The organism is Ignavibacteriales bacterium (assembly GCA_015709675.1).
GTDB lineage: Bacteria > Bacteroidota > Ignavibacteria > Ignavibacteriales > Ignavibacteriaceae > H2-BAC3.
In genome coordinates, this window is record CP054182.1 from 2904968 (window position 1) to 2919846 (window position 14879).

10 protein-coding genes are annotated in these 14879 nt (G+C 43.6%); 4 read left to right on the top strand and 6 right to left on the bottom strand.

Going from position 1 to position 14879, the window contains the following annotated elements; translation table 11 throughout:
- The first annotated feature begins 51 nt into the window (after positions 1 to 51).
- Positions 52 to 696 (top strand): pyridoxamine 5'-phosphate oxidase, encoded by a 645-nt coding sequence (pdxH, locus tag HRU80_11160; GenBank protein ID QOJ30526.1) that lies wholly within the window; start codon positions 52 to 54, stop codon positions 694 to 696.
- 6 nt (positions 697 to 702) lie between these two features.
- Here pdxH and HRU80_11165 read toward each other — a convergent pair whose 3' ends face one another.
- From HRU80_11165 to nuoE, 5 genes are all read right to left on the bottom strand, one after another.
- On the bottom strand, positions 703 to 1554 hold the full coding sequence (locus tag HRU80_11165) for an EamA family transporter (protein QOJ29407.1): 852 nt from the start codon (positions 1552 to 1554) through the stop codon (positions 703 to 705).
- Positions 1555 to 1923: 369 nt separating this feature from the next.
- On the bottom strand, positions 1924 to 4053 hold the full coding sequence (locus tag HRU80_11170) for a T9SS type A sorting domain-containing protein (protein ID QOJ29408.1): 2130 nt from the start codon (positions 4051 to 4053) through the stop codon (positions 1924 to 1926).
- 234 nt (positions 4054 to 4287) lie between these two features.
- Positions 4288 to 6018, bottom strand: coding sequence for an iron hydrogenase small subunit (locus HRU80_11175; GenBank protein ID QOJ30527.1), 1731 nt, complete (start codon positions 6016 to 6018; stop codon positions 4288 to 4290).
- A 24-nt stretch (positions 6019 to 6042) separates the two neighbouring features.
- A complete protein-coding gene (locus tag HRU80_11180) occupies positions 6043 to 8028 on the bottom strand; it encodes a 4Fe-4S binding protein (GenBank protein QOJ29409.1) in 1986 nt (661 codons plus the stop codon).
- Entirely contained in the window at positions 8022 to 8519 is a 498-nt protein-coding gene (nuoE, locus tag HRU80_11185; protein QOJ30528.1) for an NADH-quinone oxidoreductase subunit NuoE, read from the bottom strand. Before nuoE ends, HRU80_11180 begins: the two co-directional genes overlap by 7 nt.
- A gap of 249 nt (positions 8520 to 8768) precedes the next feature.
- On the opposite strand from nuoE, the gene HRU80_11190 reads away from it, so the two are divergent.
- The 3 genes from HRU80_11190 to HRU80_11200 are packed head-to-tail and all read left to right on the top strand — an operon-like array spanning position 8769 to position 12978.
- Positions 8769 to 9923 carry a trypsin-like peptidase domain-containing protein gene (locus HRU80_11190; protein QOJ29410.1) on the top strand — a complete coding sequence of 385 codons (1155 nt, stop codon included), beginning with the start codon at positions 8769 to 8771 and terminating at the stop codon, positions 9921 to 9923.
- Complete coding sequence (locus HRU80_11195; protein ID QOJ29411.1) at positions 9924 to 11222, top strand: adenylosuccinate lyase; 1299 nt, start codon at positions 9924 to 9926, stop codon at positions 11220 to 11222.
- A gap of 19 nt (positions 11223 to 11241) precedes the next feature.
- Positions 11242 to 12978, top strand: coding sequence for a T9SS type A sorting domain-containing protein (locus HRU80_11200; protein ID QOJ29412.1), 1737 nt, complete (start codon positions 11242 to 11244; stop codon positions 12976 to 12978).
- 134 nt (positions 12979 to 13112) lie between these two features.
- Here the strand turns inward: HRU80_11200 and HRU80_11205 are convergent, their stop codons facing one another.
- Complete coding sequence (locus HRU80_11205) at positions 13113 to 14645, bottom strand: aldehyde dehydrogenase family protein (protein ID QOJ29413.1); 1533 nt, start codon at positions 14643 to 14645, stop codon at positions 13113 to 13115.
- Positions 14646 to 14879: the final 234 nt, after the last annotated feature.

The window sequence follows — 14879 nt, forward strand, 5'->3', positions numbered from 1 at the left end:
AATATTATTATAATGGACATCAAAAATAAAAAAAATAACCAGAATACTGTGATGGAAATTGATATTGCCGCAATGAGGCGTAATTACAGCAGGGCTGACCTGGACGAAACCAAAGCTGCCCGCAATCCTTTTGAAATGTTTCACCTTTGGTTTAATGAGGCGGTTGACTCCCAGATTGATGAACCTAATGCAATGACCCTTGCCACTGCTGATTCTTCAGGCGCTCCATCAGCAAGAATCGTTCTGTTAAAAGGAATCAGCCAGGAAGGGTTTGTATTTTATACGAACTATGGAAGCCGTAAAGGGGCGGATATTAGTAAAAACCCCAGGGCAGCACTTCTTTTTTTCTGGAAAGAACTGGAACGGCAAATCAGAATTACCGGAACCCTGACCAAAGTCAGCCGTGCTGAATCAAAAGAATATTTTAACTCCCGCCCGTTTGAGAGCAGAATTGGTGCTCTTGTTTCTCATCAGAGCGAAAAGGTAAGATCGAGAGAAGAACTGGAAAAGAAATTCGCGGAAGCAATGAAACTATACGAAGGGAAAGAAGTTCCGCTGCCCGATTTTTGGGGCGGATATCGGTTACTGCCGGAAAGTTTTGAATTCTGGCAGGGGCGCCCTTCCCGCCTGCATGACAGATTATTTTACGAAAAATCCGAATCAGGTGAATGGGTTATTTTCAGATTATCCCCTTAAGCCGGCTCATTCAACCAGTATCGGTTTTTGATCCCTGCGGTCAAACCAGAGAGTTTTTATAATTAGTCCGGTCAGGATAACCGAACTGCCGAGAATGGCCCATCCGGACGGGGTTTCACCATGCCAGATAAACACCCAGACAGGGTTAAGTACCGGCTCAATCATGGAAATAAGTGATGCCTCGATTGCCTGCACCCGTTTAAGTCCCAGGTTAAAAAGGAAATAAGCCGTACCAATTTGGAAAATGCCAAGATAGGCAGTCATCAATAGGTTACCCGGCTGAAACATAAGGGAAGGCTCAAAAGAACCGATGCAAAGAAGCGCTATAAGAATGTTCCCCAGAATAACCGTTGAATTCTGATACTCTTCCCCGTTTTTACGCATCCCGATCAGAAAAGCTGCAAATGCCACTCCGCTCAGTAGAGCAAGCAGATTTCCGCTAAGATGACCGGGCTGAAGATCTCCCAGAAAAAAGAGCGCCATTCCAAAGAAACAAATAAGCACCGAATAGATGTTCTTTCTCTTAAATCCGGTTTTTAACAGCAGAGGTTCAAACACCAAAACATAGATTGGGGCAGTGTACTGGAGAAAAATTGCATTAGCCGCGGTAGTCAGCTTAGTGGCTGCCACAAAAAGGATGAGAATTCCGGCATAAAATAAACTATTCAAGGCGACCAGTTTATTAACCCTGAACGAGCTTTTTCCTGAGAGTACCATCAGAATTCCCGCGGCAAAAACCGAACGGGCAAACGAAATCTGGAAAGCATCAAGAGGAAGTATTTTTATAAACAGTCCGCCGGTACTCCAGAGAATGGCTGAGATAAGGATAAAGAGAATGCCTTTGTTATGGTCTTTCATGCCGGGTTATTTGAGCTATTTAACAGAGAAATCAAAATGCAAAAATAGAGAGCATGAATGAATTATATGCAACATATTTACTAACGATAGAGGAATCTTTTTCAGAATCAGCAGAAGGATTTTCGCAAAAGATTACCATCCCCGGTAATTTGTGGAATCACCAGATCTTTTGTCCCGGGAACGCTTTATATCAGTCAAACCTCAAAGTAGTGCTGCAAATTCAGTAACAAGGGCATCATATTTTTACACTCAACATACACCAACAAAAAAGCCCCGGCTGCAAACCAGGGCTTTTTTTAGTTAAAAGTTAAGAGTGAAAAGTTAAATGATCTTTTTAACAATTCATACTTCATACTTCATAATTCATAATTATTTGACCAGGCTCATTTTTTCTCTTGCGAGGAAGGAGCCGGCTTTCATTTCGTATATATAGATTCCGCTTGAAAGACCTGATGCATTAAATATGATATCATGTCTTCCTGCTTCGGTAAAGCCGTTTACCAGAACCGCTACTTCCCTGCCGATAGCGTCATACACTTTCAGAGTCATTTCTGCTGATTCAGGAAGGTAATACTCAATCCGGGTTGAAGGGTTAAAGGGATTCGGATAATTTTTTGAGAGTCCGAACAGCACTGGTTTGTCAATATTGACAAATACTTCCGGTGTAAAATTAAACTTTCCGTCAAAGTCAATCTGACGCAGGCGGTAGCTGAATTTACCGACTTTATTCAGATCACGGTCGGTAAATGAATACTGCTGCGTTTCTGTAACAGTTCCGGCACCTTCAATATATCCGATCTTCTGCCAGTCTTCGGTAATAAGGCCGGTCTGGATTTTTCTTTCGATTTCAAAACCCTTATTATTTGTTTCGGTCGCGGTCATCCATTCAAGCGTTACGCTGTTATCCTGCTGCTTTGCCTGGAATGAAGTCAGTTCAACCGGTATCACCTGCTGAACAAGAATACTTACCGTTCTCTGGTGAACAGGTATTCCGTTCGGTCCGCTTCCTTCGATCACCAGTGTATATGTTCCGGTTGAAACTTCACCGGATGTTTTAATCTTCACCGGAAGTGAGGAAGGGAAAGTCATAAGAGAATCTCCCTGAGGAAAGATCACCTGAAGACTTCCTGAAACAGGAGTTGGGGTAAGTGTTGCCGTGAATTTAACTTTATCGCTCCAGAGTTTAACGCTGGGTATATTAACCGAAACAGTGAGTGAGTCATCAGCATTATACATCTGAGCGCTTTCAGGAGTAACGGTAAGAGCATAGTCAGGGAAATACCCTACATAACTGCCATAGTTATTATTGCGGAAATCAGTCCAGATTGCAAGTGAAACATTTCCAACCGAAGTTATTGCATCATAATCCCCCTGATATGCAGGAGCAGACCCGCTGGTACTTAGTTTGATTTTAAAGGTTCTGTTCGTAATTCTCTGATTAGGAGCCCATGTTACACCTCCATCGTCAGAGTAGGATGCATATACATCCATGCTGTCGCTGGTCGGTACACGTCTGGTATCATACCATTTTGCGAAAAGGCGTCCTGTTTCTTTATCACACCAGATCGCCGGGAAAAACTGAAAATTGCTTTGTGAATTAGGATCATCATTCACGATAACGGGTGAAGACCATGTTGCTCCCTGATCGGTTGAATATCTGCTGAATATATCAGATTTATTTCCGTTGCCTGCCGGATTGTTTGAAGCATATACCAGATATAACCGTCCTCTGAACTGCCCCCATGAATTATCAGCTGCAATCATGGGATAAGGTCTTGTTCTCATCCCCTGTACGGTTGAGCGTCCGCTGATTTCAGTTCCGATAAGATTGGAAAACGTCTGGGTTGACTTAAGAGTAAAGGTCGCGCCGCCGTCGGTTGACACATAAAAGGTATATATACCAGCCGCGTTTGATCCGGAATGTGTAACCACATAAACTGCTCCGCCTGATATATTATTACCGTTTGCCACATTAGGACCTACGGCAACCATCATTCCCGGCAGAAGCTGTGTATTCATCACCGCCGTCTGATTCCAGGTGGCACCAAGATCGGTTGTTCTCCAGAAGTTGCCCGCGCTTGAGGCACTGGGGCCTGACATAACACCATAAACATAATTTGAATACGGGCCTGCAGACTGATCAGCGGCTATCCAGTTTTTATCCCGTCCTGAAACTCCTGTTAAAGATGGACCCCAGGTTGCTCCGTTATCAGTGGATTTCATTACTTTGGCTCCCTGTATCGGGCTGCCAAACATATTCTGATAATACAGGTTGCCAAGACTGTCAAATGCAGTAACCGGGTCGCCTGACATGGAGACACCAAACTGCGGAGTGGACTGCTGCCAGGTCAAACCGTTATAAGAGCGGAAAGCAACATTGATATTCCAGCCAGTGAAGGATTGTCTCGGGTTTTTGGGGTTCAGACTGCCGTGAGGCTCTGCCGTGGAGAGACCAAGATAAAAATTATCGTAGCCGTCAATGGTAACCATCTGCTCCAACGGCGGAACCGGATGAAACTGCTGGCTGAATTTGACAGGATCAATAAAATCTGAATAGGGGTCATCCTGCCCTCTAAGCTGATAACCGGTTAAAAGAAATACTGCAGCAAAATACAGTCATAAAAAGCGTAGCGAAAGCTTCATCCGGGGCCCTTTTATGATTAGTGAAACTGCAAGTTACAAAAATCATTCTATTCCCTGCAAAAGGGAATTAAGACCCCGGGCTGCTTTTTTTTAATCCCTCTCTGAGTAGTGAGTATGCAGAATTTTGTGTGCCTTATGGCTTCCGGGATGTTCCAGGTACTCAGAATAAAGGGCTTTCACGGCTTCATTATCATGGGAGTTTCTTTTTGCAGCTTTTGCATCAAGCTGGTAGAGAGTATCCCGCCTTTTTTCCACCTTATTTTCAATTTTGCGGATCGGCTGTCCGCCGCCATTTACACAGCCCCCCGGGCATGCCATTACTTCGATAAAGTGATATTCGCAGGTACCGTTCAGAATTGAATCCATCACCGGGGCAATACCTCCGATACCGTTAACCACTGCAACATTAACCTTCAGACCGTCAATCTGGACGGAAGCTGATTTCAGATGATCGTTTCCTCTTACTGCTTCCAGATCAGGAGATGCCATATTCTCCCCTTTCAGCATATAGTGAGCGGTACGGATGGCTGCTTCCATCACACCGCCGGTAGATCCGAAAATTGCAGCCGCTCCGGTTGATTCACCCAGCGGATTATCAAATTCACTTTCGGGCAGATTGGCAAAATCGAGTCCGGCAATATTTATCCACCGTGCCAGTTCGCGCGAGGTGAGCACAGCATCCACATCCGGGAGCGTTTCCTCAGAAAGCTCAACGCGCGATGCTTCAAACTTCTTCACGGTGCAAGGCATTATTGAAGTAACATAAATATTATGCGGAGCCAGTCCCATTTTACGGGCGTAATAGGTTTTAAGAATTGCGCCTTCCATCTCATGAGGTGATTTGCAGCTTGAGAGATGACCAAGCAGTGAAGGATAATAGTGCTCAATATATTTCACCCAACCCGGGCAGCAGCTGGTGAACATAGGAAGGGTGCCGCCGGTTTTCACTCTTTCAATAAACTCATTTGCTTCTTCCATAATGGTAAGATCGGCAGCGAAATTTGTATCAAACACTCTTGAGAAACCAAGGCGTTTGAGTGCTGTCACCATTTTACCGGTTACATTTGAGCCGGCAGGAAGTCCGAACTCCTCACCAAGAGCGGCACGTACCGCCGGTGCAATCTGAACGATGGTGAATTTCTCATCATCTTCAATTGCATTAACCACTTCCTTCAGTGAACTCTTTTCGCGCAGAGCAGCTACCGGACAGGACAAAATACACTGCCCGCAGAGTATGCAGGATGAACTCTGGTTCAAACCTTTATTAAACGGAGTAGTAACTATGCTTCTGAATCCCCGGTTCGCGAAATCAATAGCCCCAATCTTCTGAACTTCACCGCAGGTTCTTACGCATCTTCCGCAGAGAATGCATTTTGCGGGATCGCGCTCCATGGAGGGGCTTGATATATCAATAGCATGCTGTTTACATTCTCCGAAATACCGGTGTTCCCTCACGCCATAACGTGCCGCAAGAGTCTGCAGTTCGCAGTTGCCGTTGCGCACGCAGATAAGGCATTCCTGCGGATGATCTTCAATAAGAAGTTCAATGATGGTTTTTCTTGCGCGGCGCACTCTGGTGTTATTCGTGATAACTTTCATTCCTTCAGATGCAGGAAATGCACATGCAGGAACCAGGGACTTGTAACCTTCAACTTCAACTGTGCATAAACGGCAGGCACCGCCGGGTATCAGGTCTTTCATGTGGCAGAGAGTAGGTATATCTATACCTGCTGCTTTTGCGACATCAAGGATTGTTGCACCGTCTTTAGCCGTAACGGATATATTATCTATCTGTAATTCAATCGTCTTTTCTGTTGTCATTTCAAACATGGCATTACCATTCTTCTAATTCACTGTAATTGCATTAAACTTGCACGAATCCAGGCACATGCCGCATTTCACGCACTTATCATCAACAATATAATGAGCCTGTCCTTTTTCTCCCAGTATTGCTTCAACCGAGCATTTCCTCAAACAGATTCCGCATCCGGTGCATATATCATTATCAATTGTAAAAGTCAGCAGGTCTTTGCAGACACTGGCTTTACAATGACGTTCATATAAATGCTCTTCATATTCCTCTTTGAAATACTGAAGTCCTGAAAGAATCGGGTTTGGGGCAGATTGCCCGAGTCCGCAAAGTGCCGTATCTCTGATCACATTAGCAAGACGGCGCAGATGTATTACACCTTTAAAGCGGTGCAGTTCATCTTTTTCATCCTTTGTGCTCTTATAGCTTACAGGAATTCTTTCAATGATCTCGAGCATACGCTTGGTGCCTTCACGGCACGGAACACACTTGCCGCATGATTCGTTTTGTATAAAGGTCAGGAAATATTTCGCTACATCTACCATGCAGGTATCCTGATCCATCACCACAAATCCGCCTGATCCCATCATGGCGCCGACTTCTTTGAGTGATTCATAGTCAACAGGAGTTTTAATAACCGACTCAGGAAGACATCCTCCTGAAGGTCCGCCTATCTGCACGGCTTTGAATTTTTTATTATCAGGAATTCCCCCTCCAATTTCAAAAACCACCTGCTCAAGAGTAGTACCCATCGGTACTTCTACTAATCCGGTGTTCTGAATTTTTCCTGAAAGCGCAAATACTTTTGTGCCTTTGCTTCTTTCAGTTCCGATTTTTTTGTACCATGAAGCGCCTTTTTCAATAACCGCCGCAACATTTGCGAATGTTTCAACATTATTAATGACCGTCGGCTTTCCCCAGAGTCCTGAGACTACAGGGAAAGGAGGCCGGGGTCTTGGCATTCCCCTCTTGCCTTCAATGGAACCGATAAGTGCAGTTTCTTCGCCGCATACAAATGCGCCTGCACCTTTTTTGATTTTAAGATGGAAGTTGAAACCGCTCCCAAGGATATTCTCTCCGATGAGGCCGTATTCTTCAGCAGTAGCAATTGCCCGCTGCAATCGCTCAATAGCGAGCGGATATTCAGCCCGGCAGTATATATAACCGGAAGATGCTCCGATGGCAAATCCTCCTATCAGCATTCCTTCAATCACGCGGAAAGGGTCGCTTTCAAGTACGCTTCTGTCCATGAATGCACCCGGATCACCTTCATCAGCATTGCAGATTATATATTTGTCATCGCTCTTCTGTTTGGAGGCAAGTTCCCATTTCTTTCCTGTAGGGAACCCGGCTCCGCCTCTTCCGCGAAGTCCTGAATCCAGGATTTCTTTAATAACCATCTGAGGATTCATCAGACGTAGGCTTTTATCCAGCGCCTTAAATCCGCCCCAGGCGATATATTCGTCAATTGAATCGGGATTAATGATTCCGCAGTTTTGCAGAACAACCTTCTTCTGCAGTTTGAAAAAAGGATGATCACCTATAAAGGGTACATCCTGAATTCCTGCCACATGAGAGCCGAGCAGCTTTTCGTGATAGATTTTTTTCTCAAGGATCGTTCTTTTAATCAGAGCGGGAACAAGTTTAGGAGTAATTTCGCAGTAAGATACTCTTGGACCGCCCGGCATTTTTATATCAACAATCACTTCTTTTGCGCAGAAGCCGATACATCCGACTGCAACGATATTCGCTTTAATTTCATTCCGGTTAAGTTCTGCCTCAATGGCTTCTTTAACTTTTGCGGCACCTGAAGCAAGTCCGCAGGTTCCCATACCAATGAAGATAAAAGGATTTTCGATATCGTTATATAACTGATACTCCGAGAGTGCCTTAAATTTTGCTTTGCAATGGTCATCAAGATGGCAGAGAGGGCCGTCTTTGCAGCACTGAATATACATCGGGCAGGGATTGCTGGTATCGTGCCAGCATTTATCGCAGCATTTTTCACTGAACTTTAGCATGCTTCCTCCCCTGCTTTAACAGCAACTTTAGCGGGTGTATTCGCCTTTGCCATAAATTTCTTTATGATGCCGGCTACTTCTTTTACAGCAAGTCTGCCATAATACTCTTCGTTTATGGTGATTACCGGAGCAATGCTACAGGCACCAATGCAGTTTACCACTTCAATGGTAAAATTCTTGTCTCGTGTGGTGTCACCTGCTTTGATGCCGAGCTGGACTTCGAGTGCATAAAGCACACCCGATGAGTTTTTAACATGACACGCAGTGCCGCGGCAGACCCGGATGATATTTTTTCCGAGTGGTTTCAGGCGGAACTGATTGTAAAAAGTAGCGACTCCATAAACCCTGCTCAGTGGTATTGCAGTATATCTGGCAATAAGTTTCATCTGTTCTTCAGACAGATAGCCATAAACATCCTGGGTATCCTGCAATAATGGAATAAGTGAGCTTTTCTCGTTGGGGGGGTATATTTTATAAAAATCAGGAAACATTGTAACCTCGTTTGCGTTAATATAATTGAGCAATTCACGTGCCATTTTACCTATTGAGAAATCCAACTAAACTGCTGAAATTCTCTACAATAATTGTTTTTTTTAACCTGCCATCCGGATACAATTCTATTTTTAAGAAATATTTTCTATAAAATGGAAGAATTCTCCTGATTCCGGTCAGAGGTTCAGATTTTTGTATATTTAGGGCATATTTTCACATATTTCCCCAAAAATTATTCAGTTCGACAGATGAAAAAGACATTTTTTATCCCGGTTTTCTTCTTTTTGATAATACCCATTGCGGCCTGCAATTTTTCAGGTGATGACGATAAAGTTTATACGGAAAGTCAGAGGACTGCCGATCTGGATAGGGCAAATGATGAAATTTCGAAATCCCGCAGAAATATCATAACTGAAACAGTGGCTAAATCCAGCCCCGCGGTGGTGGGTATTAACGTTACAGAAGTCCGCCAGTTCAGGGATCCCTTTTTCTCCCCCTTTTTTGAAGACCCGTTTTTCCGTCAGTTTTTCGGCGACAGAACGTACTCCCAGAAAGTAAAGAGCCTGGGTTCCGGTTTTCTTATTTCAGCAAACGGCTACATCCTCACCAATGATCATGTTGCCGGAAACGCGACTGAAATTGTGGTGACTCTGACCAATGGAAAACACTACAATGCGAAAGTGGTCGGGAGTGATCCTGTATCGGACATTTGTCTTATTAAAATAGAAGGTGAAGATTTTCCATTTATTCCGCTCGGTAACTCTGATGATGTGATCATCGGAGAATGGGTAATTGCTCTCGGCAACCCATTCGGACTCTTTGACCTTAACAATAAACCTACAGTGACAGTCGGTGTTATTTCCGCGACCGGAATGAACCTGAACCGGGTTGAAAACCGTTACTACCTGAATATGATTCAGACCGATGCTGCTATTAACGGCGGTAACAGCGGCGGACCGCTTGTGAACTCACTTGGTGAAGTTATCGGGATGAATACAATCATCTTCACCTCAGGACAGTCTCAGGGAAGTATCGGACTTAGTTTTGCAATTCCAATCAATAAAGTTAAAAAGATAATTGATGAACTGAAGGAAAAAGGGAAAATTGACCGTGACTTTACGACCGGACTGACTGTTCAGAATATTGATGAAGCACTTGCGAAGTATTTCAAACTGGATGATACCAAAGGAGTAATCATAACAAAAATACGACGAAACTCATCTGCCGATAACGCAGGTCTGAAGCCGGGTGATGTGATTATCCAGATTGATGATTATAAGATTGATAACGAAACAACTCTGATAGGTGTTCTGCAGGAGTACCGGACAGGCCAGTCTGTAACCTTTTCCATACTTCGTGACGGAAAAACAGAAACTTATAAAATGAAACTGGAGAAGAATTAAATGATTGACCGGTATTCCCGTCCTGAAATTAGCGCAGTCTGGTCAGATGACTTTAAGTATAAAACCTGGCTCAGTATTGAGATTCTTGCGTGTGAAAAGCGTGCACAGTCAGGTGAGATACCTCAGGAAGATCTGGATACGATTAAGGAGAAAGCTAATTTTGATATAGCAAGAATACTCGAAATTGAGGAAACGACCAATCATGATGTAATAGCGTTTCTGACCAATGTTGCAGAATATGTGGGTCCTGCCTCACGTCATATACATTACGGAATGACTTCCTCTGATGTGCTTGATACTGCACTCTCCTATCAGATGAAAACTGCCGGTGAAATTCTCCTCAGAGAATTACACACACTTAAAGAAAGCCTGCAAAAAAGAGCGGTTGAACACAAGAATACCCTCTGTATCGGCAGAACACACGGCATTCACGCAGAACCCGTAACCATGGGACTGAAGTTTGCTCTCTGGTATGAAGAAACAAAAAGAAATATCGTCCGACTCGAACAGGCAGTAAAAAATATATCATTCGGGAAGATCTCCGGAGCAGTCGGAACGTTCGATCACCTTGATCCTGATGTTGAGGAGTATGTATGTGAAGGAATGGGTCTGAGCCCGGCTCCGATTTCTACTCAGGTGCTGCAGCGTGACCGGCATGCCGAGTATATAACTGTTCTTGCCATCATCGGAGGAACATTGGAAAAAATAGCCACGGAGATACGGCATCTGCAGAAAACCGAAGTATTGGAAGCAGAAGAGTTTTTCTCCAAAGGGCAGAAGGGGTCGAGTGCAATGCCTCATAAAAGAAATCCGATAACCTGCGAAAGAATTGCGGGAATGGCAAGAATTCTGCGCGGTAATGCAACTGCCGCTCTGGAGAATATATCGCTCTGGCATGAAAGAGATATTACTCACTCCTCCGTTGAAAGGGTTATCATCCCCGACTCCACCATTCTGCTTGATTATATGCTTGCCAAGACAATACAGCTGATTGATAATCTTCTGATATACCCCGACAATATGCTGAAGAATTTAAACAAAACCAGGGGTCTGGTCTTTAGTCAGCGGGTCCTTTTGCGATTGGTTGAAAAGGGACTTACCAGAGAAGCTGCTTATAAGGCCGTGCAGACCGCTGCCATGACTGTCTGGAGAGATGAATCCAAAAATATGAAAGATGAACTCTGTGCTGATGAATCAGTAATGAGTTTTATAACAAAAGGTGAACTGGAAGAGATCTTTAATCCGGATAATCTTCTCAGGAATATTGATAAGATATTTGAAAGAACCATTCATTCATAAATAACAATGGAGTAAAAACATGAACGCCCGGATCATGCTTTTTTCATTTACACTGCTCATCTCGGCTATTATATTACCTCAGGGAATAAACTTCCCTCTTGAGGTAATTGCGTCGAACAATCTCTTCAATAACAGGCAGTTTGCCGCTTTTGATCAGAACGGCAAAATTCATGTCTCTTACACCGGGCAATCCGGAACAAACAGCAACAGCAGAGAAATTTATTATGTGTATGAAACCGCAGGTGGCTTTTCCGATACTCTCAACATCTCTTCAAATACCGTAGACGACAACTATTCCACTCTTTCAATTGACAACAATAATAAAGTGCACATCGTCTTTATCGGACGGGATGCAGGCAGCCTGTTTCAGTTAAAGTACACCAATAATATTTCAGGAAGTTTCTTTACGCCGGTATATCTTTCAACCGGTGGTTTGAACAAGGCAACTCCATACAGTAAGATAGGGCCGGACAGTGTTCTGCATATAGTGTATTTTACCTTTACTAATGATCCTGATAATGCCTATTATTTAAAGCATGATTTACGGACCGGTCAGAGTTCATCTCCCCTTCTCTTAGCAGCAGCAGAAACATCAGGAGACTTTGATGCAAGTCTTGATGTTGACAGCAATGGCAAAGTGCATATTCTGCTTAAATCAGGCGGAGTATTCGGCGGCCCGCTCCGTTATTACAATGATATTTCCGGCACCGTAACCCAGGTGAATTTACCTGTTACAGCAAACGTAACCACCTGTAAAGTTGCCGTTGATAAAACAAATAAAGTGCATATTGTTTACCGACTCGAATCAGAATTACGGATGTATTATACTTCAGGAGAAAATGGTGTTTTCAGCACTCCGGTTGTTTTTACTCCGCCGGGACAGAGACCATCAGGCATGCAGAACATAGCAGTGGATGACAGTCAGCGGGTCTATGTAATATATCAGTCCTCATCTGCAAATTCAGGCAAGGGATTTTATCTTGTTTACGGCCAGAATGGAATTTTCTCTGACACTACTCTGGTTTATGAAATTCCGCCCCAATACGTTACCAGAAATTCATCCGCCATTCTTGCAAAAGGTAACGGATATATTGCCGCATTTTTTACTCCGGGAGGAGTCAGAGATGGAATAGTACTTGCAGATATATTCATGAAGCGCGGTCAGCTTTTTGAACCCGTACCGGTTGAGTTCGCCAGTTTTACCTATACCATTGACAAGAACTCACTTTTGCTTTCATGGGTAACAGCGAGCGAAACTAACAATAATTTCTTTACTGTCGAAAAACTTACCGACGGAAACTGGGAAGCATTAGGAGTGGTTAAAGGACAAGGAACCGCCATAAGTTCAAACAGCTATTATTTCAGAGTTACAAATTTCGCTGATGGAGACAGGTTCCGCGTTAAGCAGACAGATTTTGACGGCACTTATTCCTACAGTAATGAACTATCTGTTGATTCAGGCCCTTCGCCTGATCGTTTTGCTTTACTGACAAACTATCCGAATCCGTTTAATCCGACTACAACGATCGAATATACTCTGCGGGAGCCGGGGTATGTTACAATTTCGATTTTCAACACAATGGGTGAACTTGCAGCTGTTTTAACTCAAAAACAACATGAAGCGGGTAATTACAGAATGGAGTGGAATGCAGAATCATATCCATCCGGGGTGTATTATGCAGTTATGGATTTCCAAACTAAAGGGAAAAATCAATCCGCACAAATGTTTGTACAGAAAATGGTATTGATGAAGTAAATTAGAATGATATCTCGCTTTTTGTCAGGTGGTGTGTTCGAATCGTAGTGACAGGTCGTGACCTGTCATAACGTGTAGATATATAAATGCAGAAACACGCACTTAAGCGTGTCTCTGCATTGTTATTATATAGATCAGATTTCGAACTTAATACCCTGTGCCAGCGGCAGAGTGGTACCAAAGTTAATAGTATTGGTCTGACGGCGCATATACGCTTTCCATGCATCAGATCCTGATTCGCGTCCGCCTCCGGTTTCTTTTTCACCGCCGAATGCACCGCCGATTTCAGCACCTGAGGTTCCAATATTCACATTTGCAATACCGCAGTCTGAACCCCATCCTGAGAGGAATTCTTCAGCTTCGCGCATATTGTTCGTGAAAATCGCAGAGGAAAGTCCCTGCACCACATCATTATGAATTTCAATTGCATGGCTTACATCACCTGAGTATTTCATCAGATAAAGAATCGGTGCAAAAGTTTCTTCCTGAACTATTTCATAATGATTTTCTGCTTCAACTAAAGCAGGGCTTACATAGCATCCTGATTCATATCCGGGACCGGATAAGTTTTCACCGCCGAAAAGAATTTTGCCTCCCTCCTGCTTTACTTTATCAAGAGCAGCGAGGAATGTTTTAACTGCATCTTTATCAATAAGCGGACCCACATGATTGTTTTCATCAAGAGGGTTGCCAATGCGCAATGAGGCATACGCCTTCGTAAGAGATTCTTTCACCTTGTCATAAATTGATTCATGAATGATGAGTCTTCTGGTTGAAGTACATCTCTGTCCGCAGGTTCCTACAGCACCAAAAACTACTGCCGGGATAGCCAGTTTAAGATCTGCATCCGGTGTGATGATAATACCATTGTTACCGCCGAGTTCAAGAATCATCTTGCCAAAGCGTTTACCAACTACTTCAGCGCAATGACGGCCAACTCTAGTTGAACCTGTTACACTGACCAGAGGTACATTCTTATCTTCCAGCATTCTTTCACCGATAGTAGCGCCTCTTCCGACAATCAGAGAGAAAACTCCTTCAGGTACATTGTTTTCTTTCAGAACATCTGCAATAAGGTTCTGAATTGCAATAGCGCTGAGGGGCACTTTTGATGAGGGCTTCCAGAGATTAACATCACCGCAAACTGCTGCCAGCATGGCATTCCAGCCCCACACGGCAACCGGGAAATTAAATGCTGTTACAGTGCCAACAATACCGAGGGGATGGTACTGATCATACATCCGGTGATTCGGGCGTTCTGAAACCATGGTATTGCCGTAGAGCTGGCGGGAAAGGCCAACTGCAAAATCGCAGATGTCAATTATTTCCTGCACTTCACCCATCCCCTCCTGGAGTGATTTGCCCATTTCAAATGAAACCAGGCTTCCAAGGGGTTTTTTGTAATCACGAAGCTTGTTTCCGATCTGGCGAACAACTTCTCCTCTTTTAGGGGCAGGAAGTTTTCTCCAAACCTTAAAAGCTGCCTTCCCTTTTTCTATCAGGTCGTAATAATCCTTTTCACTTGCCTGATAAACTGAACCAATGAATTCGCCGGTTGCCGGGGAGGATATTTTAAGCTCCCCCTGGTCAGTGGTTTGATACCAGTTCAGCCCTGAAGCTGCACCGTAATTTTTGTCTTTAATGCCTAATTGTTTTAAGAATTCCATTATCATCCTATGAAAAAAATCGAAAAAAGTAACCGTAAATATACCAAATTAGAGGGTCCGCTCCTTTCAGGAAACCCTCTGAGAGACTGAAAATAATGGGAAAAAGACGGGCACCCAACTGTCTTGTAAAATTCTCAAAGGTTCTTTAATTTTGCAACTACATTAAAATTACACATGAAAAACATTTTTGACAGATACAGCAAACGAAGCTATCTCGTATCGAGATTCGAAAAT